Genomic DNA, 25,258 nt, shown 5'->3' with positions numbered 1-25,258 from the left:
GGACGGCATATGTGCGCCGGATAATTCAACTCCGACCGTTGCCGCAATAACTCTCACCGCATGGGCCGTTGAACTCTCCCTTCGCGAACACAGTTATTGATGCACCGGGGTGCAACGTTCGGACGGAATCTCAGCGCGGTACCGATGGCGGCCAGGATGCCGATGACGCGCCGAGGGAGCAGCAGGACGGCTCCTCTCGCAGCAGAGGGTTGTATTTTGCGGAACCTTTGCCTGGCAGCGGCCGTTGTTCAGGTGAACGCGCGAGCGGCGCGACCGACTCAGTGGAATGCCGAGGGTGACGTCAATGGCAATGTGGGACCGGCTCAAGGAACAGGCCCAGACTCTGCAGCAGGCCCAGCGCGGGCACGGCGCTACCCCCGGATCGAGCCGCGGCGCAAGGTCGGGCGGTGGTTCCCGCGCCCAGCTGGTGAGCGCGCTGAAGACGCAGCTCGGCTCCCTCAAGACCGAGCTGAAGAGCGGCGCGTACCGGGACGCGAGCATGGCGATGTGCGCACTGGTCGCGGCTGCGGACGGGCATGTGGATCCCGCCGAACGGCAGCACGTGGAGTCGATGATCCTCAGCAACGAGGTGCTGCAGAACTTCCCGCCGGAGCAGTTGCGCCAGCGCTTCAACAAGCACGTGGACCAGCTGACGCACGATTTCCAGCAGGGCAAGGCCGAGGCGATGCAGGACATCGCCAAGACCGCCAAGAAGCCGACGGAGGCGAGGGCCGTGATCCAGACCGGCATCGTCATCGCCGGGGCCGACGGCGATGTCTCCCAGCCCGAGCAGATGATCATCCGGGAAGCCTGCGCGGTGCTGGGATTGTCTCCCGCCGAGTTCCAGCTCTGATCCGTCCGCGGTCCGGAGCCGAGGCGGCTGACGCTGAGGCACATCAGGCGAGCCGGACGGCCGTCATGCCGTCCGGTGACCCGAAAAGAAGCCAGGAAGGACTCGAGACCATCGTTCTCGCTCTCGGCCTCGGCGGTGAGGCGGGACGTTCCATGTAGGCGTTCGCCGAGGCCAGGAGCGCCGCCGCCTCGCTCCCGTACCCCCTGGGCCTCGACCGGATCCGTATCGCCCCCAAAAAGCTGGCGGCGGCGCGGTCCTGACGGCCTATTACGCCGCCGGTCCCGGTCTTCGCGATCTTTTCGGAGCGGCGTACGGACGAGGAGGTGAGCTCGGACAAGACACCCTCTTGCCCGACCCCACTCCTACGAGAACGACCGGCCCATCTCCATCGGCAGGATGCGGCGCAGTCTTCCCGGTGATTCCTGGCGCGTGCGCCACTCGCGCGGATACCCCACGGACACCTCCTCGAAGCGGACACCGTCGCGGTAGGTGGTCCGCGGGATGTGGAGATGGCCGTAGACCATGGCGACCGCACGGAATCTGCGATGCCAGTCGGCGGTCAGCCGCGTGCCGCACCACATGGAGAACTCGGGGTACCGCAGAACATCCATGGGATGACGATCCAGCGGGTAATGGTTGACGAGGACGGTAGGCAGATCGCCAGGGAGTTCAGCAAGCCTGCGCTCGGTCTCGGCGACCCGGGCCCGGCACCAGGCCTCGCGGCTCGGATAGGGATCGGGGTGAAGCAGGTACTCGTCGCTGCATACGATGCCAGTGCCTCGCGCATAGGCCAGTCCCTCATCCTTGCTGATGCAGCCGGCCGGCAGGAAGCTGTAGTCGTACAGCAGGAACAGCGGTGCCACGGCAACTGGACCGCCAGGCCCGTCCCAGACCGGATACGGGTCTTCCGGGGTGGTCACGTCCAGTTCGCGGCACAGGTCCACCACATACTCGTAGCGGGCGGCGCCACGCAGGGTGACGGCGTCCTGCGGAGGGGTCCACAGTTCGTGGTTTCCCGGAGCCCAGACGACCTTGCGGAAACGACTCGCCAGTGTCTTGAGGGCCCAGTGAATGTCAGCTGTGGTCTCGGCGACATCCCCAGCCACGAGCAGCCAGTCGTCGTCAGAGCTGGGGCGCATTTGCTCGACGAGAGCGCGGTTCTCCTCGTAGCCGATGTGGAGGTCGCTGATGGCCAAGAGCTGCCTGGCACCGTCGGCCTTCGATGTCACCTCTCGCCTCCTCTTCGCACGGAATGGCACCGCGAGGACACGCGGTGAACCGGTCCGGGTAGATATCTCAGTTCGTGGTTGCAGCCAATACAGTACGATTACCGCAGAGCTCTGCGGACATTTGAGCTCTGCGGGGATCAGGGATTCGCGCACCCCCTATTAATCACCGGACACTTAGGCTCCGATTCCATGAACCCCTCTGCGGGAAGCCCGACTGCGGGCCTCATCTCCCAAGTCCTTCCTGCCGGCGTCGCAGGAGTGGAATCATGGGCGACCGGCCATGAAATCACGCTGTTCCCCACCGAAGAGGAATACATCGCCGGAGCCACCCCGGCCCGTCACCGCGAATTCCGGGACGTCCGGTGGTGTGCTCGCCAGGCCCTGGCCTCCATGGGCGCACCACCCGGTCCGCTGATCCCCACCGCGACCGGTGCTGAGTTCCTGGTCCAGTATCCGACCTGGCCGCCGGGGTACACCGGCTGCCTGACCCACTGTGAGGGATACCGGGCCGCCGCCGTCGCGGACACCGCCGACGTCCTCGCCCTGGGCATCGACGCCGAACCCCACGACCGCCTCCCCACGCCGGCCCTCGGCAGGATCGCCTGCCACGACGAGCTGGACCGCCTGGCCGCCCTGCACTCGGAGCACCCGGGGGTGGCTTGGGACCGGGTCCTGTTCAGTGCCAAGGAGAGCGTCTTCAAGGCCTGGTTCCCGCTGACCCAGCGGTGGTTCGACCTCCGCGACTGCACGATATCCATCGACCCGACCGCCGCGACCTTCACTGCGGATCTGCAACAGGACCTTCCGGAGACCGCGACGCCCACACGGCCTGCGGTTCTCGGCCGGTGGGCGGTCAGCGGCCCCGCATGCGAGGGGCACATAGTGACCTCGGCGGTTATTCGATGAAGCCGTTGATGACGGTGGCCTTGCCCGCTTCGAGTGCGCGGTCCATGACGTAGCTGCCGACGGCGATGTCGAGCACGCCCAGTCCGAACGGGGAGAAGATGACGGGCTTCCCGCTCGGGACGTCGACCGTTCCGTTCAGCAGCCCGCCCAGCGTGCCGTGGATGAACTCACGGCTGCCAGAGGCCTGTTCGGCCAGGTGCGGGGAGGTGTTCGCCTTCAGGCAGTGCTCGACGTCGTCGACGAGATTGGTCGAGGCCAGGATGACCTCGGGCGGCAGATCGCGCAGCGAGACGTTGAGGACTACCTGGTCCGGCGTGAACCGGTGGTCGGCGTCCACGTACGGTTCGCCCGCCGTGGTGGCGAAGACCACCAGGTCGGCCTTCAGGGCCGCGTCGAGCCCGACCGGATCGACGTCGAGGCCGATCTCCGCGCGCACCCGCTCCGCGAATCCCGCGATCCGCTCGTGGTCGAGGTCATGGGCGATGACGTTCGCGATGTCGACCGTGGAACTGTGCAGGTGGTCGAGAATGGTGGACGCGATCACCCCGGTGCCGACGACGCCCACCGTGATGCCGGCGCCCGTGCACAGCTTCTCCGCCGCGACCGCCGCCGACGCGGCCGTACGGGCGGCGCTGATGTGCGCGGACTCCAGGCACGCCAGCGGACGGCCCGTCTCGAAGTCGTTGAGGATCAGCACCGCCGAGGCCCGCGGGATGCCGCGCGACAGGTTGTCCGGAAAGCTGGAGATCCACTTGATGCCCATACGGTTGACATCGGCCCCGATGTAGGCGGGCAGGGCGATGACCCGCGAATTGGGCTTGTGGGGGAAGCGGAGGAAGTAGCTGTCCGGGTTGATGGTGTCGCCGGCGTCGTGGAGGCGGTAGGTCGACGCGACGATGTCCCGGACCTTCGCCTTGTCGCCGACGAGGATGCCGGCGATGTCAGGGCCGGCGACGACGATGAAGTCAGACATTGCTGAGTTCCTTGATCAGGGTCGGGTGGTCGTTCAACCACTGTTCCGAGTAGATGGTGGAGAGGTACTTGTCCCCCAGGTCAGGGGAGATGGCGACGACCCGGGAGCCGGCAGGTATCTCGTCCCGCATGCGTCGCACCCCCGCGAGCACCGTGCCGGTCGATCCCCCGACCAGGAGGCCGTACGCACGGGCGACGTGGTGGCACTGGGCCACGCTCTCGTGCTCAGGGACGAGCACCTTGCGGAAGCTGCCGTCGTCGGAGTAGATCTCCGGCAGCCGGCTGGAACCGAGCCCGGGGATGTAGCGGCGCTTGGAACTGCCGCCGAAGGTCACCGAGCCCTCGGCGTCGACACCGACGACGTGGTGTGACAGCCGGTTCTCGCGGCGGTACTCCAGGCAGCCCATCAGCGTTCCCGACGTACCGACACCCACGAAGAGGTAGTCGATGGGGCCGAATTCCCGGTCGATCGACAGGGCCGTGGTGTCCTTGTGCGCCTCCACGTTGGCCCGGCTCTTGTACTGGTTGAGCCACACCAGGTACGGATCGGCTTTCAGCATGTCGTCGACGAAGGCCAGGCGCTTGTGGAGGAACCCCCCGTTCGCGTCGGGCTCCTCGATGACGACGACGTCCGCCCCCAGGGCCTCCATCGCCAGCACCGCGGACTCGACCGTGTTCAGGTCGGCGACGATGGTCAGCGGATACCCCTTGATCGCGCAGACGATGCTGAGCGCGATTCCGAGGTTCCCCGACGAGGACTCGACGATCCGGTTCATGCCGGGGACCAGGGTCCCCGCCTTCTCGGCCTGTTCCACGAGGTTGATCGCGGCCTTGAACTTTATGGAGCTCGCGGGGTTCAGTCCCTCGATCTTCAGGAAGACGTCCGAACCTGGCAGGAAGGCGGGGAGCGACAGGAAAACGTCGTCGTGGACGATCTCGGTCGCGTTCTGGTAAATCACTCGGACATCCTTCCAACAGCGTTTGCAGAGGCGCCGAACGGCCGGGGCCCTGACAGATGACGGGGCACCATGTCGCATCCCGTCATCCCTGACGACCTGCGCCGATTGGCCGGCATGGAAGCGGTGCGGACACCGCGGGCGAAGAGGAACAACCAGCAGATCGGACTCGAAGCCCGCGAGGCCCGCCGCTCACGCGTCCTAGGACACCGCTGCGTCCGTTCCCACTGTGCTGCCGCACGGCGGGTCAGGGGCGGCCTGCGGCCCGATGGGCCTCGACGGCCCGGGGAAAGCGGTTCACCTGGCGGCCGTGACCAGTTCGCGCTCGTCGTCGCGGCTCTCCGTGCCTTCGTCCACGGTGACGCCCTCCTCGATGAGCATCTCCCGCTCCATCCGGTCGGGCAGGGCCCAGCGGTAGAGCGGCACGGCGAGGGCGGTGGTGATGACGGCGACGAGCACCAGCATGGAGAAGACCTCCTGGTTGATGATCCCCTGCGCCAGGCCGATGTTGATGAAGATCAGGATCATCAGACCGCGGGCGTTCATCAGGCCGCCGATGGCAAGGGACTTACGCCACGAGAGGCCCGCCCCGCGCAGCGCGAGGCCGCAGCCGAAGTACTTCCCGATGAATCCCGCCACGAGAATGAGCAGGAAGGGGCCGATCATGGCCCATCCGCCGAGGCCGTTCAGCTGGGTGTTCAGGCCCGAGAAGGTGAAGAAGATCGGGAGCAGAAGGACGCTGACGACCTCCATCATGCGCTTGAGCACAGCCTCGCGGAACGCGGGGTTCTTCGGCATGGCCAGACCCGCGACGAATCCGCCGAACACCGAGTAGATGCCGATGTAGTCCGTGAAGTAGCCGGCCGCGATGACGACGCCGAGCACCAGGTACATCTGGTCGAGGCCGAACTTGCCGGTCCGCTCGACGCGGTCGCCGAACGGCTTCAGGAGGGGGCGCACGACGAGGAGCATGAAGGCCACGAAGACGACGGAGAGACCGATCGTCACGAGGGCCTTCGCGCCGCCGGCGTTGGCGTGCATGGCCGAGATCACGGCGAGGAAGCACCAAGCGGCCGCGTCGTCGAAGGAGGCACCGAGCAGGGTCATCCGGCCCAGCGAGGTGTTCTGCAGGTTCCGCTCGTACAGGATGCGGGCCAGCATCGGGAAGGCGGTGATGGAGAGCGCGCCGCCGACGAAGAGCGTGAACTCGACGGTACCCACGTCGGGCTTGGACAGACGGTCGTACAGCAGCCAGCCGACGGCTCCGCCCAGCAACAGCGACGGAAACATGCCGGAGACCGCCAGCAGACCGGCCCGCTTGGCCTCCTGCTTTCCGTTGGTGCCGCCGCTGTGGTCGAATCCCACGCCGACCAGGAACATGAACAGCGTGAGGCCGATGGTGCTGAGCACGTAGAGGATCGGCTTGACCTCGGCCGGGAAGATGAACTTCTGCGCATCGGGCCACACCGCGCCGAAGAGCGTCGGGCCGAGCAGCACGCCGGCGACCATCTCGCCGAGCACACGAGGCTGCTTCACCATCAACGCCAGGCGGCCGCACGCCCAGGAGACGGCCATGATGACGATGATGGCCGGGAGGACCTTGAGAACCAGTTCGAGGTTCTTGTCCGTGACCGCTGCGGCGATCTGGACCGATCTGGACATACTCATTCCCTATCAGGTTGGCTGTGCGAAGCGGTCGGTGACCGCTTCCGGGACTCCGGCCGGGGGCCGAGCGACCGGACGGCCGAGCGGAGACATGGGCCGTGCCGTCCGACCATCGGCGTCAGGTCGGACCGGTCGAGAGACGCGCGGGAGCGCGGCCCGGGTACGGCGGGAGCGGCGGGGCGGACCCTAGACCTCGTACTCGGTGCCGACGCCGTCGAACCGCAGGCGGTCCTGGATGACGACGGGATCGCCGTTCTTGTCGAAGCCGCGCAGCAGACCGGCCTCGAAGAGGCGGATGACGATCTGGGAACTGACGTCGGCGCCGTCGGCGCCGGCCAGTTCGCTCTCCAGCTCCTTGAAGCCGAAGTTCTCCTGCTGCATGCGCTGGAGGATCTTCTGGTGCCGCTCGTCCAGGCGCCACTTGACCATCTCGCGGCCGGACTCGTTCGCCACCACCTGCTTGGGCGTGAGGCGGAAGTCGACCGGGTCGATCTTGTAGTAGGGCTTGAGGAGGACCTCCTCGCCCACCCACTCCAACCGGGTGATCTTCCGCAGCGACTTGTTCAGGTTCGCCACCCACCGTACGCGGGCCGGGACGAGCTCGTCGTCGGAGAAATCGGAGCTCAGACCATCCCGCTGGTGGCGCCCGATGCTCATCATCGTGGTGGCGCGCTCCCGGAACACCTCGGCCGACCATCCCGAGCCGTCGTCCGCGTTGACCAGGTTGTCGAACCAGCGACGGCGCTCGACCCGGTCGTCGTCGGACTCGCGGATCCGGCGCTTGGACCAGAACTCGGAGTCCGGCTCGCTGAAGGAGGCCATCGTGTAGAAGGCGGCCAGGAACTCGTGGTACTTCTCGTAGGTCTCCTGGTAGGCGCGGGTGTACCAGGCGTGCACGGTGTCGGCCTCGTCCGGGTGAGCCCCGAGGCGGTCGATGGCGGCCGCGGCGGACACCGCCGACTGGGCGGCCATCTGGACGCCCTGCGAGAACAGCGGGTCGGTGAAGGCGGCGGCGTCGCCGCTGAGGAACCAGCGCCCGCTGGAGTACTGCTCCGAGTCGTAGGACCAGTCGTGCACGATGCGCACCTGGTCGCAGCGCTCGGCCCCGTCGAGGATGGCCATGGCGCGGTCGGCCTTCGCCAGCGTCGAGGTGTAGAACTCCTCGTAGCCGCGCTCCTTGACCTCGTCGGCCTTCGAGCGGTCGACGACGAGACCGACGCTGTACACATCGCCCTTGAGCGGGATCATCCAGACCCAGCCGTCCTCGAAGGTGATCGAGAACGTGGTGCCCTTCAGGTCGCCCTCGAACGGGTCGGCCTTCTTGAAGTACGACCAGATCGCGAAGCTCCGGAAGTACTCGTCATAGCGGCGCTTCTTCAGCTGGCGGGCGAGCGGCCCGCCGGAGCCGCCGGCGTCGATGACGTAGTCGAAGGAGTCCTCCGTGACCTCGCCGGAGAGCTTGTACGAGACGGTGACGCGGTCAGGGTCGGAGATGTCCACGGCGGTCACGGGAGTGTCCATGTGGAGGGGGATGCCGCGCTCACGGACCTCGTCGACGAGCATGAGGTCGAACTCGCCGCGGTCGACCTGGATGGCGTGGTCGAGGACCCACGGCGCGGTCTTCGGGGTGGAGAAGGAGAACGTCCAGGGCACCTCGCCCTTGCCCCACAGGAAGGTCGCGGACGGCTTCTTGAGGAAGCCGGCCTCCTTGATCTTCTCCTCCAGGCCGAGGCGGTTGTAGATCGAGAGCGAGCCCGGCAGGAAGGACTCCCCGACCCGGTAGCGCGGGAAGGAGCCCCGCTCGAAGACCACGGCCTCGTGGCCGAGCTTGTTCAGGGTGAGGGCCGCCGCACACCCGGTCGGGCCGGCCCCGATGATGGCCACACGCTGCTGGTTCATGGCGATGTCCTTAAGGGTCTACTGGATGGGAAGGGACTTGATGCGGCTGGGCGCGAGGTAGGAACGGGCGTCCACGGCGTCCTCGAAGAGGGTGAGCCCCGCCTGGATGCGGCAGTCGTCGCCGACCGTCACGCCCGGTGCCAGCTGGCAGCCGATGCCGATGAAGTTCCCGGAGCCGATCGTGACCGTGTTGCCGGTGTGGAAGTTCGGCGAGATGAAGTTCAGGGAGCCGACGTGCGAGTGGTTGCCGATGCTCGACTTGTAGTGGAGGACGTTGAAGCTGCCGAGGGTGGCGTTGACCCCGATGTAGTTCTCGGGTCCGATGATGTTCCCGATCCCCCGCAGGGCGCCTTCCTCGACGGTCGAGGTGGGGTCCACCACGTTGATCGCGTCGAGGTTCCACGCCTCGATGTAGTCCCGGACGGCCATCGCCCGGAGCTCCATGTCCGCCACGGCCAGGACGACCCGGGTGCCGTCGGGCAGCGCCTCCCGGGATATCTCCTCCGACTGTCCTTCCGGAACGGTGACCTCCTCGCCCGGGAGGGCGAGGAAACGGTCGACGGCGTGTCCCGCGCCGCGCACGTAACGGGCGACTTCGGCAGCGAACTTGGATGCACCGAGGAGTACGACATCAGCCACGGTTCAGCTTCCTGTCCTTCTTGAAACGGGCCGAGAAGGCCGTCTGGGCGACGATGGTGACCTTGGCCGGCATCTTGAACGGCTCGACCTTCCCGTCGAGAAAGTCCCGTATGTGACGCCGTAGTTCGGCTTTGGCAAGGTTTCCGGCCGGCACCACCTCGACGTGGACGGCCTGGCCTGTGATGGAGTTGGGCATGCCGAAGACCACGCAGTCGGAGATCTCGGGACTGCCGAGGAGAATGGACTCCAGTTCGAGCGGAAGGACCTTCTCGCCGCCGACGTTGATGACCTCGGCCGCCCGGCCCTTGACCCTGATGTAGCCGTCCCCGGTCTCCTCGACCAGGTCGCCGGTGCGGAACCAGCCGTCCTCGGTGACGGCCTCGTTCGAGTAGTTCAGGTATCCGAGGAACTGGGTCCTCGTCCGCAGCTGGAGCTCGCCGTCGACGATCCGGTACTCGGAGCCGTCGTCCTCGATCCGGAAGGAGGTGCTGGAGGAGGACTTGCTGCTGGTGGTCGAGATGCCGGTCTCGCTCGTCCCGAAGGTCTGGAGCAGACGAGCCCCCGGGATCGCCGCGTGCACCCGCTTGAGGAGCTCCTCCGGCATCGGCTCGGTCCCGTACGTGATGAGCTTCAGGCTCGACAGATCGTGCTTCTCGTGGAACCCGCCGATCAGGACGAGGTTCAGGAAGGTCGGGCTGGTCGGCAGCAGCCGGATGCCGTACTTCTCGACGAGCGAGCAGATCTCGCCGGGGGTCCGCTCGGCGGGAACAACGGCGCTCGCCCGCGAACGCAGTACTCCGAGCAGCGAGTTGATCCCGCCGATGTGGTCCGCCAGCAGGAACAGCAGGACGTTGCGCGGGGTCCGACCGAAGTGCCCGGGCGCACCGGCTTTCTCCGCGAAGAGCGCGTCGAGGTTGTGGAGGATGGCCTTCGGCTTCCCGGTCGAGCCGCTGGAGAGCAGAACGAGACCGGACTCCCCGCCCGCCTTGAGGGCGCCGAGGCGCTCGGACGCCTCACCGCCGGCCGGCTCGTAACGCTCGACCGTCACCTCGTCGCCCACCTCGACGACGAACTCGGCGAGGCAGGTGTTCCGGACAGCGTCATAGGTGGTCTCGGTGAACGACACGATGGGGATCACGACGCTCCTGCGCAGGTACAGCGCGTAGAACGCCGCGATCTGCGAGAAGGAGAAGTCCCCGTGCAGGACGACGGTCGCCTGTGCGGACATCCCGGCGGCGTCGAACACCGACTCCAGCCGGTCGATCTCGTCCGCCAGCTCCGCGTAGGAATGACTGACGCCACGGTCGATGACGGCGACGCGGTCGTGCAGGCTCCTCAGCTGGGCCGTCAATGTGTCGCGCACTAGCGGACTCCTCCTAGATAAATCGTTTCGCCGGTGACGAACCCGGACTGCTCGGACGTCAGGAACTCCACCGGACCGACCAGGTCGTCGAACTCGCACATGCGGTCGATGGTCTGCCGCGCGAGCGCGTTGGCCCTGGCCTCCTCGGGGAGGGTCCGCGTCAACACCGTTCTGACGATCGGCAGCCCGAGCGCGTTCACCCTGATGCCGAAGGCCGAGAGTTCCTTGCTCATGACCCGGGTCGCCTGTTCGACAGCGCTCTTGCTCGCCGAATAGACCAACTGGCCGTCGAGCGACCACGGGACGGCGACCGTGGAAATGTTGAGGATGGACGTGCTCGCTTGGTCGCTCTTCTGCAGCAGTTTGGTCGCCTCGCGGCTGCACGCGAGCACGGCGAAGAAGTTGATCTCGAAGATGTTCCGAGTCGTCTCCTCCGGAGTCAGCATGAAGTGGTTCATGGTGGCCGTGCCCGCGTTGTTGACCACACTGTCGAGGTGGCCGAACTCCTGCCGGATGGACCGGAACATGCGTTTCAGCTGCTTCGAGTCGGTCAGGTCCAACTCGAAATGGCGGTACCCGGGGTGCTCGATCGAGGAGGAGCGCCTGCTGCAGCCGATCACGGTGTTCCCGCGCTGCAGGAAGTACTCCGCCAGGGACTTTCCGATACCGGTGCGGGTCCCGGTGATCAACATCGTCGTCATGGTGTCGCGGCCGTTCAGGCGCCGGTCGCGACCCCGGCCTCCTCGAGCTCACCGATGGCGAACTCGATGAGCCGGCGGGTGCTGCTGAAGGGACTGATCCGCTGCGAGACCGCCTTCTCCGAGGTCAACGAGATCTCGACGTCGAACTCGTCCTCGATCGCCTCCTCCACGCGCGCGAGGAAGTTCACCAGCTGCATGGAGTCGAAGACGGCCGAGTTCCCGTAGAAACTCACGTCCAGCGGGTTGTCCGTGGAGATCTTCTGATCCCGCCGCTCGTTCAGTTCGCTGATGACGTCGAGGATGATCTTGAGCAAGCGTTCCTGCATGGTCTTCTCCTTGCTGGGTTCAGAGATGTCCGGTGGGGTGGGACGGGTGGGCGACGCTCAGGGAGCCGCTTCGGCCATCTCCGTCTTCGATTCGGCCTGCGCGAGTCTCGCGCCCACTGCCGCGATCAGGCCGGCCGCGACGACGAACACCGCCGCGAGGACGACCATTCCCTTCGCCCCCCAGGTGATGAGCACGGCGACCAGAGCGGGTCCCACGATGTTCGAGACGGATCCACCGAGGCTGAAGACGCCCAGGTACTCGGCCCTCTTGGATTCCGGGGCGTGGCGGATGGACAGTTCCCACGCCCCCGCCCCCTGGAAGAGCTCCCCACAGGTGAGCAGGAGGATCGCCGCCCCCAGGATCGTGACGCTCAGCCAGACATCGGTGTACATCGACGGAATCAGCAGCAGGCTGAAGAGCGCGAGCGCCACACCGGACCGCAGGAGGGACCGGGTGCCGTCCGCGGTGCTCTTGATGTTCTTCGCGAAATGCACCTGGAAGACGATGGCCAGGACGGTGTTGATGAAGAGGAAGACGCTGAGCAGGGCCTCCGGCGCGTTCGTCGATTCGACGAGCCACAACGGGATGGCGACGCCGAGCAGTACCGGATGCAGGAAGAGGATCCCGTTGACGGCGGAGAGCGCCAGGTACTTGCGGTCCTTCGCGACGTCGACGAGTCCGGCGTACCACTTCTGCGTGTTCGGCTCCGCGGACGAGGTATCGATGTCCAGGAAGCGGAACACCACGGACGACATCACGCTGCAGGCGGCTCCGGCCAGGATGATCGACCTCAGCCAGGGCAGTCCGCCCATCGAGATCAACGGTGCCGCCGCGAGGGTTCCGATGGACATCCCGACGTTGATGACGGAGCTGATCACCCCCAGCATCCGGGTGCGGTCGGCACTGCCGGCGGTCGTGTTGACGAGCATCTGGACCATGGGGAAGATCGGGCCCTGCGTGATCATCACCATGGAGGCGCAGAGGGTGAACGTCAGCATCCCGTCGGAGAAGGCCAGCGCCACGAGCCAGGCGGCGCGCCATAGTTGGAGCGTCCGCAGCAGAGTGAGCGGGCCCAGGCGCTTCGCGAGGAGCGTGACGGGAACGGTGGTCAGGAAGCCGACGAGGCCGGCGATGGTCAGACCGATCCCGACCTGGGCCGCCGTCAGACCTATCCCCTTCAGGAAGTAGAGCGTGCTGCCGGTCAGGTAGAACCCGCTGCCGGAGGCGTTGACGACGACGCCCCAGGCGATGATGCGGTGGTTCCTCCCGGGGAGGGAGTAATCGCTGACCAGCTTCTTGACGCCGTTCCCGATCATCGTCCGGCTACCGGTGCGTCGAGCGGGGTGAGCCGCATCTCGATGAGCGACTCCGCCTTGTCAAGGATGCTGCCGCACTCCTCGGGGCTGTCGGCGACGACGATGACGGCGAGCACCCGCGGCTCCAGGCCGCGCGGGGGAAGCCGGAGCGAGGTGGGCGGCTGGATCAGGCGGACCACCTCCACGACTCCGTCGAGCTGTTCGGCAGCGGCGGTGTCGACGGACTCGACGGTCCCGTCCTCGGCCGGGAAGAGGAACCTGATCTCGACGCACCGGTCGCGCACCTGCTCGATGTCGGGCCGGTGCCCCAGCGCGATCGACACCGCGGCGGACGTCAGGTCGACACCGGTCGCCAGGTGGCCGAGGAGGGGGATGAAGTCGCCGCCGAGCCGTCCGTTGAGCTCGATCAGCTTCGGACCCGACGACGACAGCCGGACCTCGGCGTGCGTCACGCCGTCGGTGATGCCCAGGTCGCGGTGGGTCTGGACGAGCATGCTCCGCACGTCGTCAGCCCACTCCTCCTCGCGCCACGGGGCGACAAGGTGTCCCACCTCCTGGCAATAGGGCTCGAAGCCGAGGCGCTTGCGCGCCACGTTCACCGGGTGCACCTCGCCCTCGAAGACCACGGAGTCGATGCTGATCTCCGGGCCGTCGACGTACTCCTCCACGATCGAGCCGCCGAGCGGGGTGAGTCCGGGGAAGCTGCTCGCCGAGGTCATGGCAAAGTGCTCGACGAGCTCCTCCCGGTTGTTCGCCTGGGCCACGCCCACGCTGCCCGCGAGCGAGCGCGGCTTGACGACGACCGGGTAGCCGAAGGACTCGGCGGCTTCCAGGGCCTGCTCCTCCGTGTCGACGCGTGCGAACCGGATGAGGCCGGTGGTCTGCCGGGTCCGGGTGGAGAGCTTGTCCCGGCAGTTCGTGGCGGCCGCCGGTGACATGTGGCGCATGCCGAGCCGCGCGGCCGCGGCCGCGGTGTCCTCCAGGAGGACCTCGGCCCATGTCATGACGCCGACGTTGCCGTCGTGCTCCGCGAAGAGATCGCCGATCGCCTCCACCAGCGAATCGGGCTTGGTGTCGGAGACCTGCCGGTGAGCCGTGATGTATTCGTGCTCCCAGGTCGCCTGCGAGGTGCTGACGAGGGCGATCCGGGCACCTCCGGCGACCGCCTGGTACGCGTACTCACGGTAGACGCGCTCGCCGGAGCCGACGAAGACGACCAGGTCGGGGGCGGCCGGGTCGACGGGACGGCAGCGGAAGTCGTAGGCATCGACCGTCCGTTCGACCTTCGCCAGCACCTCGGCGCTGGAGCGCCCGCGGAACCGGAAGCGCGCCCCGGAGTTCTCGTAGCCGTGCTCGTATCCGGGGGTGGCGACGATCGTCTGGCCCCGGATCGGGCGGACGGTCTCGTACGGGCCCTCCTCGGCGGACAGGGCGAGCTCGGACGCGACGACGCGGCACGGCCGGACCTCCGGCGTCTTCATCAGCAGCCAGCCGACGCGCTCGGTCTCCTCTACGGGCGGCAGCGACCGCGCCTCGTCGGGAACCGGGTCCCCGACCTGGAGCGCGAAGGTGGCCTTCATGAGGTCGATGCCGTGGATCTCGCGCCACAGGAAGGGGATCTCGGCCCCTCCGGGCCGGGCTCCGATCTCCAGGAACTGCAGCTCCGGCGCGTCCTGCGAGCCGGAGACGAAGAGCTCCAGGTGGAAGACGACAGGGCCGGCGCCGAGGGCGGTGGTGGTCCGGGTGGTGAAGTCCTCGATGCGGGCGAGGAGCACCGGGTCGTCGATCTCGACCGACCCGAGCGGCTCGCCCTTGGTGTAGCCGAAGCAGGTGTTGACGTATCGCGACGCCCGCCAGGCCCCGAGCCCGAGCCCGTCCCCCAGGCTGATCCCGTCGGCGTGCAGGATTTCGTACGGGAGGTAGGGCTGCACCAGGAGGATCTCGTCGAGCGGGAAGACGAACGCGGCGAGATCGTCGGCGGAGTCGAGGCGCGTGACGCCGATGCTGGAGGTGCCGCACGCCGGCTTGAGCAGGACGGGCCAGCCATGCTCGTCGGCGAACGAGCGCACCACCTGGTGGTCGACCGCGTGCACGGTCGCGGGCACGGCGACACCGGCCTCGGTCAGGCGTTCTGCCATGACCAGCTTGTCGCGGAACGGCGCGAGCTCCGCCGGGGTCTGACCGGGGACGCCGAGTTCCTCACGGAGGACCGCGGCGAGGTCGAGGTCCGATTCGTTGAGCGCGACGATGCGGTGGGGTACGCCGTACTCGGAGACGAGCTCCTCGACGGCGCCCCTGAGCAGGCGCGCGTCCTCCGTGCTTGCGACCTCCTTCACCGCTGCCGCTGCACTGGGAATAGAGCCGAGCGACCATGGTGCGGCAACGTACGTGACCGTGTTGGCGGCGTGGTCGATGTACGACTCGTACTCCGCGAAACAGTCAGTCCATTGATGCAGAATCATGATGTGCTTCGACACTATTCCTCCAGGACAGTGCAGGGGGTGGATGCGCAACTGGTGACTGAACCAGCCGGCGGTTCGTTCGTAAGAGCGGTGAATTCGGGCGTCCCGGAGGCGTCGAGCGGCCATTGCGTCTGTCCTGACGTCCTGGCATATGAAGAGGCCACTATCCAATAGTCAAGGCTTTCGCCTGCACTCCACCCGATGACGGCAGAAGGGGCGCATAACGACAGTGTTCACGACCGGTTCGCCTACTCCAGTCCTTTCGCAGTGGGTCTTCACGGGCGGGCGCGGAGGTCGCTGCCGCCGGACACGAATGGCCGAGATGGTCGCGATCCATGGTTTCGCCGAGCGGCTCCGTCGCGGCTCTCCCTTGCCAGTCGGCAACGCCGCGACGGAGGTCGCAGAACCGGCGACCATTACTCGGGCCGGGAATCCGCCTCCAGGGAAGCCGTGAGGAGGATCTCCTCGATCAGGCGGAGGACGTCGGTGATCCTCGTGTAATCGGTCGCCGAGGAATTCTCTTGGAGCGTCGAGACGACAGCCTCGCCCTCCTGCACCTGGAGGTAGAGCGGCGCGCCGATGTTGCGGCCCGTGGTGCCGGTCTCCAGGCCCTCCGGGATGGAGAGCTGGTCCTTCTGATATTCACCCATGTAGTTGAAGAAGTAGGTGAAGAGCCCGCTCACCGATCCGTCGAAGCAGCCGTTCACCGTGCCCGTGAAGCCGTGTTCGGCCGCGATCTCCAGCATGTCGTCGACGTTGTACTCACCATGCCGGTAGGACCTGAACAGCTCCCAGTGGACCTTGGTGGCGAAGGCGCCGAACGGCTCGTCCGGGTCGGTGGGGACAACGAGGGGAATGAGCTGGTCCTGCGTCGTGAGCAGCTTCTCCCAGCGCGGGTCGCTGCGGTTGTTGGTGAAGACCGCGACCATGATCTCGTCCAGGCCGTCGAACTGCGCGGCGGCGCGGCAGTAGGCGCTGAGGATGACCGAGGGGAGCGAGAGCTGGTAGGCCCGGGCGATCCGGTGGAGGGCGTCGGTCTGCTCCGCGGTGCCGTAACGGCCCCAGCGACCGTTGACCGAATGGGGCGCCTCGTCGCGGACCATGGTCGGCGCCTTGCCGAAGATCTTCTGCCAGTGCTTGCGGGCCGACCTCCGGCGCGTCTCGTTGGCCTCGGACCACTGCTCCTCCGCCAGCGATCGGCACGTCGGGACCTCCCCGCCGGGGAGGACGCCCACGGAGAGGAGCGTCAGGAACTCCCGCTGCAACTGGTTGACCGACCAGCCGTCCGTCGCGATGTGGTGGAGGCAGATGGCCAGCCAGCGGATTTGACCGTTCTCGGCCACCAGAGTCATCCGCCAGGGCGGGTCGATGGCGAGGTCGAAGGGCTCGCCGCCGAGAGAATCCGCCGCCTTCACCGGCTCGGTCTCCTGCGGCGGGCCGGCGATGACGACCGGCTGCGGCGGGAGAACGATCTGCGTGGGGTTCTCGCTGTCGATGTCCTCGTAACGCGTACGGAGCGCCTCGTGCCGCTCCTGCAGGGCGGTCAAGACCTCTTCGACCTGCTTGTGGGTGGTTCCCGCGGGCAGCTCCCACACCTGGGGGAGATTGGCCGCCAGCGGGTCGATGTTCTGAATGGAACGCAAGAGTGACAGCTGCCCGAAAGTGACGGGGGCCCTGGCGACTTCATTCGCGTGCATGCGGGATAGCCTTTTCGTGCCGTTGAATCGGGTTGCAGGCAATGCTCCAAGGCGCGGAGGGCCGTCCTGGAGGTGGGAACAGACACCTGAGATTCGATGTGACATCGTTGACACGTGGGCGCACGTCAAAGCAGCCCAGCCTCAGGGAATCGCTGAAGTGAAGGGGTAATCGGCAGTCGTTCCGGGCCAGCCTCGTCGCATGGCTCGCCGGTGCCGAGGGGATCGACATGGGAATTTGCCGTTGGCACTGTCAGGAATCTTGAACCACCATCGAAGATTGGTCAAGACCTGCCCACTTTTCGAGACAGTTTCCCGGTGGCCAGAGATAGCGGAATCAGCAATTCCCCCCAGGACAGGAATGTCCGATTCGCATTCTTCCTGCGACATTCAAGAGGAACCTCGTGCCGTGGTCACGCCCCGTCGGGAGCGAAGAAGGCGGAGAGCGCCGCCGCAACCGCCTTGGCGTCGTTCTCCATCGGGATGTGGCCCGCGTCAGGAACGCGTACCAGCTCGGTGTGCGGCATCTCCTCGGCGAAGCGCGCGGCGTACGCGATGCCCTGGAAGCTGTCGTCCTCGCCCCACACCAGCAGCTTCGGCATGCCCGAGCGGCGCAGCGCCGGAACCAGGTCGAGGGTGTAACGGCTGTCGGCCGCGCCGGCCAGCGCCATCCAGGAACGACCGACGCGCAGACTGCGCCAGGGGTCGAGGTATTCGGAGATCTCCTGCTCGGCGGCCGGCCGTCCCAACGCGGCGGTGACCGCGGTGCGCCGGGCGGCAAGCAGTTCCTCCACGCTCGTGGCGGCCACCACCTCGGGGTTCCGGAACCGCTCCACACCCGGCACCGGCCACGAGTCGTAGGTCACCGAGTTGACCAGCGCCAGCCGGGCGACCTCGGTGTCCCCGCCGACCGCGAGGTGCTGGGCGACGGCTCCGCCGATGTCGTGGCCCGCCACCCGCAGCGGCTCGTCGGCGCCCACGGCGGCGGCGAAGCGCCTCACCCAGCCGGCGAGCGCGGGCACGGCGGCGGATTCGAGGTCCAGTTCGCCGGCCGACTGGCCGAGGCCGGGCAGGTCGACGGCGATGGGCCGCAGCCCTGCTGCTGCCAGCTCCGTCAGCACCGGCAGCCACACCCGGCTCCAGTAGGTCCCGTGCAGCAGCAGGACGGTCGTCCGGTCCGCGCGGTCGTCCACTCCGGCCGCAGTGAGGTAGCTGGCGGGCCGACCGTCCACATCGACGGCCTTGCGGGTGACGGATATCGACGACATGTCGCCTCCGGAGTCGTGTCCTCAACGTTGGAGGACACGACCTTCCTGGCTGAAAACAGGACCGTCAAATACCATTCCCGGCATGGCACCATAGGCCAGTCGGCATAGTTGCAGGTGGGCAGCCGAGTGCACGGGGGAGGCGTGAAGAGTGCAGCTGTCGCAGTTGCGGGTTTTGCTGGCTGTTGCCGAGCACGGCGGGTTCACCGCCGCAGCAGAGCAGACCGGCATGTCTCAACCACACGTCAGCCGGTCGATCGCCGCACTGGAGGCTGATCTGGGCGCGGCGTTGCTCGTGCGGCGCCGGGACGGTGTCGCCCTCACTGCGGCCGGGCAGCAGGCCGTCGCCCGGGCCCGGGAGACGGTGCGGCACTTCGACCTGATCCGCCCGGATGTAGCGGCTGCCGCCGGGCAAGTGGCGGGACCCCTGAGGCTCGCGAGTCTGCCGAGCGCCACCGGGACGCTGATCGCCGCCCGGCTGCGCACGTTCAGCGACCGTTACCCTCAGGTCAGCGTGCGCCTTCTGGAGGGTTACAGCCTGGAGATACGCGGATGGCTCGAGAACGGAGCCGCGGAGATAGGCGTGGTGATCCTCCCGGAGTCCGGGATGCACACGGTGCCACTGGGGGCGGACACGATGGTCGCGCTGCTGCCGCGCGGGCACGCACTCGCCTCGGCGGAGAGGGTCGCCGTACGAGCACTGGCGCGCGAGCCGTTCATCCTGACGACCGGCGGGTGCCGTCCGACCATCCTCGACGCCGTGCGCCGAGCCGACGCCACCCTCGACGTCGCCTACGAGGCCGGCGAACTGTCGACCATCATCGCGATGGTGGAAGCGAGTCTGGGCGTCAGCATCGTGCCGACCCTGGGCCTACCCACAGATCTCGGCGACGCCGTCACCCGCCCCTTGGACGTACCGATCTCCAGGGCCCTCGCCCTGGCCGTGCCCTCCCTCGACGACTGCACTCCTGCCGCCCGGGCGTTCCTGGACCACGCACGTGTCCTCTGAAGTGGTGCGGGAACCACACCGGCGTCCCATCGCCGACCTCGGCGTGAACGCCCGCCTGAACGCAGGCTTCGACATCTACACCGAGCCGGGCACCGGCATGAACCACGGCTTCGCCACCATCAGCACGGGCGACGGCTACCGCCTGTACGGCATCGACGTCCTGACCGGCAGCGCCGTCGACAAGGGTGCCTTCCCGAAGCATCGCCAGGTCACCGACCTGGCGATGCCCGTCAACCAGAAGTAAGGGCGGCCTGGCGGACGTCCCCGGTCGGCGCCCGCCGCGGGCCTCGGCGTGACGACTCGAAGCGGGCGGGCGAGGAGACAACGCCGGTGGGCCGGCATCCCTCGAAGTGAGGGATGCCGGCCCACCGGCTGCTGACGCGGCCCCAAGAGGAGCGAGGGTCGAGCTCGGCGGCTACTTGGGCATGAGGACGGTGTCGACGATGTAGACGTTGGCGTTGGCGGTCTTGACGTTGCCGCAGACGACCTTGGAGGTGTCGTTGACGGTGTAGGCCTCGCCGGAGCCGGCGGTGGTGATCATGCCCTTCTGGAGCGTTTCGAAGGAGCCGTTCTCCAGCTGCTTCGGCGTGAGCTTCTGGCCGACCACGTGGTACGTGAGGATCTTCGTCAGCGTGGCCTTGTCGGCGAGGACCTTGTCCAGGTCGGCCTTCGGGATCTTGGCGAAGGCGTCGTTGGTCGGCGCGAAGACCGTGATGTTCTCCGCGTTGTTGAGGGTGTCGACCAGACCGGCCTTCTTCACCGCGGTGACCAGGGTCGACAGCGCCGGGTTGTTCGACGCGGCGGTCGCGACCGGGTCCTTGGCCATGCCGTCGAACGAACCGGCCCCGTCCTCGGGCACACCGGCACACGCCGGGCCGAAGGGCTGGTCCATGGCCGTCGCGTCCTCGGTGGGCGCCTCGCTCTGCGTCGTCGGGGCGGCGGAGGCCGTGGTGGGTGCGGCCGCGTCGCTGCCGCCGTCGGAGTCCGAGCACGCGGCGAGCGAGAAGGGGAGGACGGCGGCGGCGGCCACGGCGATCGCGCCACGGCGGATGCGGAGAGTGTTCATCTTTGTTGCTCCTATGAAGTATTGGTTGCTCTGTATCGGAATTGCGGGGTGGTTCTTTCCGGACCTGAGGAAGGTCCGGTGGTCTAGGTGACGGTGACGAAGACGCTGTGCCAGCCGCTCGCCCCGTCGGGGATGGTCCGCGCCCGCTGTTCGGTCTGGATCTGACCGGTGGCGTCCGTGGCGCGGACGGTGAGGGTGTGTCCGCCGGGGGTGGCCTGCCAGCGGTAGGACCACTGGCGCCAGGTGTCGACGGTGGCCTGGGCGGCGAGGTCGGCGTCCTGCCAGGGCCCGTCGTCGACGCGTACCTCGACCCGGGAGATGCCCCGGCGCTGGGCCCAGGCGACGCCGGCGACCGTGACGGTGCCGGCGGCGGGACGGGCGAAGGGCTTCGGCGTGTCGATGCGTGCCTGGGTCTTGATCGGGGCCTTGCGGGCCCATTTCCGCTTCACCCAGTAGGGGTCGTAGGTGTCGAACGTGGTGAGCTCGATGTCCTCGATCCACTTGCAGGCGGAGACGTATCCGTAGAGACCGGGGACGAGCATCCGGACGGGGAAGCCGTGGTCGAACGGCAGGGGTTCGCCGTTCATGCCCAGGGCGAGCATCGCGTCCCGCCCGTCCATCACGTCCTCGACCGGCGAGCCGAGCGTCATGCCGTCCACCGAACGCGCCACCAGCTGATCGGCCTTGCCGCCCCGTGAGGGAGGCCGCACACCGCACTCGGTGAGCAGGTCGGACAGGCGTACGCCGAGCCAGCGGGCGTGGCCGACGTAGGGCCCGCCGACCTCGTTCGAGACGCACGTCAGCGTGATGTCCCGTTCGATCAACGGGCGGGCGAGGAGGTCGTCGAGCGTGTACGTGCGAGGCCGTGCGACGCCCTTGCCATGGATCCGCAGCCGCCACGTACCGGCATCGATCTTGGGCACGACGAGAGCGGTGTCAACCCGGTAGAAGTCCCGGTTCGGGGTGGTGAACGCGCTGATCCCTGGCACCTTGAGCTGGGCTCCGGCCGGAACGGGGGGTGCCGGTGACGCCGGTGCGGGCAGGCGGAGGTTGTTGCGGGAGGTGACCGCTCCCTGTCCGCGCTGCTGCGACAGCACCCGTCCCAGTACCCCCGCTCCGGTGGCAGCGGCAGCGGTCACGGCCGCGGTGGTGAGGAACCCCCGCCGGCTCCACCCGCCCCCGGCGCCCTCATCACCTGTCAGGGAGCGGGAGGAGGAGGCCTTGCCGACGAGGACGTACAGCACGGCGGCTCCCGCCACCGCACCGGCCATGGACGGCAGTGCGTCTCCCACGCCCGCGGTGTCCGGCCTGCTCAGGGCGGCGGCCGACCCGACGACCCCGAAGAGCAGGACTCCGGCCGCCCCCACCCGCCTGTACCGAAGCGCCAGAACGCCCAGGGCGACCGCGAACAGGCCGAGGAGGAGCAAGATGCCGAGTTGCAGGACGACCTTGTCGTTCTCCCCGAACGTCCGGATCGCGAAGTCCTTCACCGGCGCGGGCGTCCGGTCGATGACCGCGCCGCCCACCACCGTCACCGGCCCCGCCTCGGGCCTGACCAGGGCAGCGGTCAGCTCGGCCACCGCGAGCGCGGTGAACCCGGCCAACAGGCCGGCCAGCGCCCCGAGAGAGGACCGGGAGAGGGTGTTACGGAAGGTGCTCACACATGCCATTCGGCAGCACCCGTCCGACGGATTGGTCTGTCACCCGAAAAGTTCGTCGGCGGCCGCGGAGAGTTCAGGTCTGGCCGACCGGGGCCGCCGGAGCGGCGGTCTCGGCAGCGGCATCACCACCGAGCCCAGGCACACCAGTTGGGGGCACGGGTCCTTCGGCAGGACGGCGGGTCGCCAAGCCCTGTGACCGAGGTCGAGGATGAGGGCCGGGACGAGGAAGAGACGCACCAGGAGCGCGTCGATCAGAACACCGACGGCGACGACGCAGCCGATCTGGGCGAGGTAGAGAAGAGGCATCACGGTCAGGGCGGCGAAGGTGGCGGCCAGGATGATGCCGGCCGCGCTGATCACACCACCCGTGCTGACGAGCCCCTGCCGAACCCCGGACACCGTGCCCGCTTCGAGTGCTTCGTTCCGGACTCGGTGGACGAGGAAGATGTTGTGGCGCCGATGACCAGGACGAAGACGATGCCCTGGACCTGGCCGTCGAACGTCAGCCAGCCGGCCCGGACGAGTGCGTACAGCGTGGGGGAGGCCATGGCCAGGGCGAGCAGCGCAGCGGCGAGCACCAGCGCCGGCATGACCACGCTGCGGTAGACGAGCAGCAGGATCAGCAGTACGCCGGCGAGGGACACGGCGTGCCGTCGGTGTGGGCGAAGGCGGTGTCCAGATCGGCCTGTGCGGTTGCCGGGCCCGCCAGGTGCACGTCGGTACCCGGAACCGCGTCCGCCGCCTTCCTGATGTCCGAGAGCCGGCCGGGCAGGTCGTCCGGTCCGGCGGTGACGACTGCGGTCAGGGCCATCCCGTCCCGCGACATCGCCGGCTCCGCGTCCGGACGCGATCCGGTGATGCCCGCGACGATCCGGCGCGCCGCGGAGTGCTGTGTCGAAGTGAGCCGGCCGCCCGCCTTCGAGCTGGTCCACACCACAGCCAACGGCAGGGCCTCGTCCGCGCCGCTCGGGTTGAGCAGAGCGGCCACCGCGGCGGACTCCGCGTCCGCCGGGAGCTGTGCCGCCTGGCCGGTCTCTGTCACCTCACCGAGGCGCACCGTGCAGGGGCCGGCGATACCCGCGAGGGCCAAGCACAGCAGGAGCATGACCAGCGCGCCAGGCCGGTTGAGCCCACGCATGACTCGTTCCCTCTTCCGTCCTGGGGTCCGGGCCGGGCCACGGGCGCCGGGCCGATGTCGTCCAGGGGCTCCTCCCCGTCCCGCCCTGGGCAGCACCGCTGTCCTGAAGAGCCGACCGCCCGAGACGGGGCTTGAGATCGTCCGAGCTCCCGGTGCGGATGTCCTCAAGCCGCTGCCCCGCGGCAGCGGTCCACCGTCGTGATCACCGGCGACCGGTGAAGGGAGCGGGGAGAGGAGCTGCCGGCGGGCTGTTCACAGCCCGCCCGCAGCCGACCCGCCCGGGGCAGCGGCTCCGAATGCACGAAGCGCCGGATGCGCCCCTGCCCGCGGCCCGGGCCGGTCACCGATCCGCGCCGCCTCGCTCAAGGCGCTGGACCGGAGCCTGAGAGGACTGCAGAGATCAGGCGTTGACGCAGGCGTTGCCGAACGTCGGATTCAGCAGACCGATGACGCTGATTGTGTTCCCGCAGGCGTTGACCGGGACGTGGACCGGTACCTGGATCAGGTTGCCGGATCCGACGCCGGGCGAGTACGCGGCGACACCCTGCGCCCCCGTGTCGGCCGCGGCCAGCGCCGCTCCCCCGACCACCACTGCACCAGCCGCCGCCGCTACCGCCAGACTCTTGCACAGACGAACCATTGCGCTGCCTCCGAAGTCAAGGACGTGCCCGTCGTGCGGATGTCCCGCACGACGGGTGAGGGAACCGGTGAACACTCCGGCCCCTCGCCGCCTTCTTCGGTCCCCCCTGACCGTCGGCTGGGTCAGGAGCACCCCGTTCACTCGCACGAGGGAACCGACAGCCGCTCCGGTGACAGAAGTCCCCGCCCATCCGCACGCGCGTCCGCTACGAAGAGTGTTCAGAGACCACCCTTCGGGTTCCGCGGCCCGTCTGCCGGTGTGGCAGCCGGCCTTTACGACGACGACCAAGGACGCACATGCGATGGACACACAGCCGCGTCCGCTCCGCGCAGGCCGCGGCCGACCGCGAACAGTCCCAGGCCGCTCGCGACCACTCCCCCGCATACGACCAGGTCGCCGAACAGGTGGAGACCCGCCTGGAGAGCGAACAGGTCCGCCGTTGCCTGCGCGGCCTGACCGAACTGCAGCATCAGGCCGTGACCCTGGCCTACTACGGGGGGCTGACATACCGCGAGGTCGCCGAAGCCCTGCGCACGCCTCTTCCCACCGTCAAGACACGCATGCGGGACGGGCTGATCCGGCTCCGCGACTGCATGGGGGTGACCACGTGAGACAACACCAGTTCGACATCCACACCCTCGCGGCCGCCTACGCCCTCAACGCCCTGGACCCGGCCGAACGGACGGAGTTCAGCGGCCATCTCCAGCGCTGCGAGGAGTGCCGCAAGGAAGTGGCCGAGTTCGAGGCGACCGCCGCGCGGATGGCCGCGGCCGCGGCCCAGGCCCCACCGGCCACCATGAAGCAGCGGACGATGAACGCCATCGACGGCGTACGCCAAGCCCCGCCACACGTGCCCCTCACCGCATCGGCGACGAGCCTCGCAGGGGGACTGCGACGGAGAACCCTGCACTTCGGGCTGGCCGCGAGCCTGGCCGCCGCCGCATCGTTCGCGGGCCTCTCCGCCTGGCAGTACGAGGAAAGGGAGGACTCCCAGCAGCGGGCCCGGCAGGTTCAGCGGCAACTCGATTCCTTCAGCAGCGTTCTGGCCGCTCCGGATGCCCGCTCCGTGCACGGGAAGGCCGCCAACGGCGCCCTCACCAGTGTCGTCACCTCCGACCGTCAGAACAAGGCCGTCTTCACCGCCACCGGCTTGCCCGCCCCGGCGTCGGGCCGGGCGTACCAACTGTGGCTGGACAACGAGGGAACGATGCGCCCGGCCGGATTCATCCACTCGGACGGCACCGTCCTCGTCGCCGGCGATCCCTCCGACGCCACCGCGGTCGGCCTCACCCTCGAACCCTCCGGGGATCCGCACAGCCCACCACGGCCCCCCTGCTCCTGATGAACCTGCGCGCGTGACCACACCCCCTGCCACCGCGGCGAGGCACACCGACGCTTCTCGCTCTCGATCCGGTCGCCCCGCCCTTGACGGTGATCCTGCCTCGCCTGTGTCCGGCGGGTACAGGGCGGCCACGTCCAGACGCAGCACAGCGTCCG

At 68.1% G+C, this 25,258-nt stretch carries 22 protein-coding genes and 2 pseudogenes; 6 read left to right on the top strand and 18 right to left on the bottom strand.

What is annotated here, in order from left to right; genetic code table 11:
* Positions 1-304: 304 nt before the first annotated feature.
* Entirely contained in the window at positions 305-853 is a 549-nt protein-coding gene (locus tag ABZ567_RS15595) for a tellurite resistance TerB family protein (RefSeq protein WP_360789252.1), read from the top strand.
* A 362-nt stretch (positions 854-1,215) separates the two neighbouring features.
* Here ABZ567_RS15595 and ABZ567_RS15590 read toward each other — a convergent pair whose 3' ends face one another.
* Entirely contained in the window at positions 1,216-2,082 is an 867-nt protein-coding gene (locus tag ABZ567_RS15590; RefSeq protein WP_360789250.1) for a metallophosphoesterase, read from the bottom strand.
* Positions 2,083-2,271: 189 nt separating this feature from the next.
* Between ABZ567_RS15590 and ABZ567_RS15585 the strand changes: the two genes are divergently transcribed.
* Complete coding sequence (locus ABZ567_RS15585) at positions 2,272-2,988, top strand: 4'-phosphopantetheinyl transferase superfamily protein (RefSeq protein WP_360789248.1); 717 nt, start codon at positions 2,272-2,274, stop codon at positions 2,986-2,988.
* On the opposite strand, the gene sbnB is transcribed toward ABZ567_RS15585, so the two are convergent.
* From sbnB to ABZ567_RS15525, 12 genes are all read right to left on the bottom strand, one after another.
* Positions 2,978-3,961 (bottom strand): 2,3-diaminopropionate biosynthesis protein SbnB, encoded by a 984-nt coding sequence (gene sbnB, locus ABZ567_RS15580; protein WP_360789245.1) that lies wholly within the window; start codon positions 3,959-3,961, stop codon positions 2,978-2,980. The genes ABZ567_RS15585 and sbnB overlap by 11 nt on opposite strands.
* Entirely contained in the window at positions 3,954-4,919 is a 966-nt protein-coding gene (gene sbnA, locus ABZ567_RS15575) for a 2,3-diaminopropionate biosynthesis protein SbnA (protein WP_360789242.1), read from the bottom strand. The genes sbnB and sbnA overlap by 8 nt, the downstream gene beginning before the upstream one ends.
* A 294-nt stretch (positions 4,920-5,213) precedes the next feature.
* Positions 5,214-6,578, bottom strand: coding sequence for a cation:proton antiporter (locus tag ABZ567_RS15570; protein WP_360789239.1), 1,365 nt, complete (start codon positions 6,576-6,578; stop codon positions 5,214-5,216).
* Between the two features lie 189 nt (positions 6,579-6,767).
* Positions 6,768-8,480 (bottom strand): chloramphenicol-biosynthetic FADH2-dependent halogenase CmlS, encoded by a 1,713-nt coding sequence (cmlS, locus tag ABZ567_RS15565; RefSeq protein WP_360789236.1) that lies wholly within the window; start codon positions 8,478-8,480, stop codon positions 6,768-6,770.
* An 18-nt stretch (positions 8,481-8,498) separates the two neighbouring features.
* Entirely contained in the window at positions 8,499-9,119 is a 621-nt protein-coding gene (locus tag ABZ567_RS15560; protein ID WP_360789233.1) for a hypothetical protein, read from the bottom strand.
* Complete coding sequence (locus tag ABZ567_RS15555) at positions 9,112-10,482, bottom strand: fatty acid--CoA ligase family protein (protein ID WP_360789231.1); 1,371 nt, start codon at positions 10,480-10,482, stop codon at positions 9,112-9,114. The genes ABZ567_RS15560 and ABZ567_RS15555 overlap by 8 nt, the downstream gene beginning before the upstream one ends.
* Positions 10,482-11,174 (bottom strand): SDR family oxidoreductase, encoded by a 693-nt coding sequence (locus ABZ567_RS15550; protein ID WP_360789228.1) that lies wholly within the window; start codon positions 11,172-11,174, stop codon positions 10,482-10,484. Before ABZ567_RS15550 ends, ABZ567_RS15555 begins: the two co-directional genes overlap by 1 nt.
* Before the next feature lie 23 nt (positions 11,175-11,197).
* Complete coding sequence (locus tag ABZ567_RS15545; RefSeq protein ID WP_360789225.1) at positions 11,198-11,509, bottom strand: hypothetical protein; 312 nt, start codon at positions 11,507-11,509, stop codon at positions 11,198-11,200.
* Between the two features lie 57 nt (positions 11,510-11,566).
* Positions 11,567-12,826, bottom strand: coding sequence for an MFS transporter (locus ABZ567_RS15540; protein ID WP_360789222.1), 1,260 nt, complete (start codon positions 12,824-12,826; stop codon positions 11,567-11,569).
* Positions 12,823-15,288 carry an ATP-grasp domain-containing protein gene (locus ABZ567_RS15535; protein ID WP_360789219.1) on the bottom strand — a complete coding sequence of 822 codons (2,466 nt, stop codon included), beginning with the start codon at positions 15,286-15,288 and terminating at the stop codon, positions 12,823-12,825. The genes ABZ567_RS15540 and ABZ567_RS15535 overlap by 4 nt, the downstream gene beginning before the upstream one ends.
* Before the next feature lie 416 nt (positions 15,289-15,704).
* A complete protein-coding gene (locus tag ABZ567_RS15530) occupies positions 15,705-16,931 on the bottom strand; it encodes a condensation domain-containing protein (protein WP_360789216.1) in 1,227 nt (408 codons plus the stop codon).
* A gap of 464 nt (positions 16,932-17,395) precedes the next feature.
* The gene (locus ABZ567_RS15525) at positions 17,396-18,250 is read right to left on the bottom strand and encodes an alpha/beta hydrolase (RefSeq protein WP_360789213.1); all 855 of its coding nucleotides are present in this window, start codon (positions 18,248-18,250) and stop codon (positions 17,396-17,398) included.
* Positions 18,251-18,398: 148 nt separating this feature from the next.
* Here ABZ567_RS15525 and ABZ567_RS15520 point away from each other — a divergent pair, with 148 nt between their 5' ends.
* Complete coding sequence (locus tag ABZ567_RS15520; protein WP_360789210.1) at positions 18,399-19,256, top strand: LysR family transcriptional regulator; 858 nt, start codon at positions 18,399-18,401, stop codon at positions 19,254-19,256.
* Positions 19,246-19,500, top strand: coding sequence for a DUF4394 domain-containing protein (locus ABZ567_RS15515; RefSeq protein WP_360789208.1), 255 nt, complete (start codon positions 19,246-19,248; stop codon positions 19,498-19,500). The genes ABZ567_RS15520 and ABZ567_RS15515 overlap by 11 nt, the downstream gene beginning before the upstream one ends.
* Positions 19,501-19,671: 171 nt before the next feature.
* Here the strand turns inward: ABZ567_RS15515 and ABZ567_RS15510 are convergent, their stop codons facing one another.
* From ABZ567_RS15510 to ABZ567_RS15490, 5 genes and pseudogenes are all read right to left on the bottom strand, one after another.
* A complete protein-coding gene (locus tag ABZ567_RS15510) occupies positions 19,672-20,322 on the bottom strand; it encodes a fasciclin domain-containing protein (RefSeq protein ID WP_360789206.1) in 651 nt (216 codons plus the stop codon).
* A gap of 83 nt (positions 20,323-20,405) precedes the next feature.
* Positions 20,406-21,992, bottom strand: coding sequence for a molybdopterin-dependent oxidoreductase (locus tag ABZ567_RS15505; protein ID WP_360789203.1), 1,587 nt, complete (start codon positions 21,990-21,992; stop codon positions 20,406-20,408).
* 30 nt (positions 21,993-22,022) lie between these two features.
* Positions 22,023-22,573: pseudogene (locus ABZ567_RS15500) on the bottom strand (MMPL family transporter).
* Between the two features lie 29 nt (positions 22,574-22,602).
* Complete coding sequence (locus ABZ567_RS15495; protein ID WP_360789200.1) at positions 22,603-23,121, bottom strand: MMPL family transporter; 519 nt, start codon at positions 23,119-23,121, stop codon at positions 22,603-22,605.
* Between the two features lie 400 nt (positions 23,122-23,521).
* Positions 23,522-23,761, bottom strand: coding sequence for a chaplin (locus ABZ567_RS15490; protein ID WP_360789845.1), 240 nt, complete (start codon positions 23,759-23,761; stop codon positions 23,522-23,524).
* Between the two features lie 314 nt (positions 23,762-24,075).
* On the opposite strand from ABZ567_RS15490, the pseudogene ABZ567_RS15485 reads away from it, so the two are divergent.
* A pseudogene (locus ABZ567_RS15485) lies at positions 24,076-24,372 on the top strand (sigma factor-like helix-turn-helix DNA-binding protein); the annotation flags it as partial.
* On the top strand, positions 24,369-25,103 hold the full coding sequence (locus ABZ567_RS15480) for an anti-sigma factor (RefSeq protein ID WP_360789198.1): 735 nt from the start codon (positions 24,369-24,371) through the stop codon (positions 25,101-25,103). The pseudogene ABZ567_RS15485 and the gene ABZ567_RS15480, both read left to right, overlap by 4 nt.
* The last annotated feature ends 155 nt before the right edge of the window (positions 25,104-25,258 follow it).

Source organism: Streptomyces sp. NPDC016459 (assembly GCF_040632845.1).
Taxonomy (GTDB): Bacteria; Actinomycetota; Actinomycetes; order Streptomycetales; family Streptomycetaceae; genus Streptomyces.
This window is presented reverse-complemented; position numbering and strand designations above follow the sequence as displayed.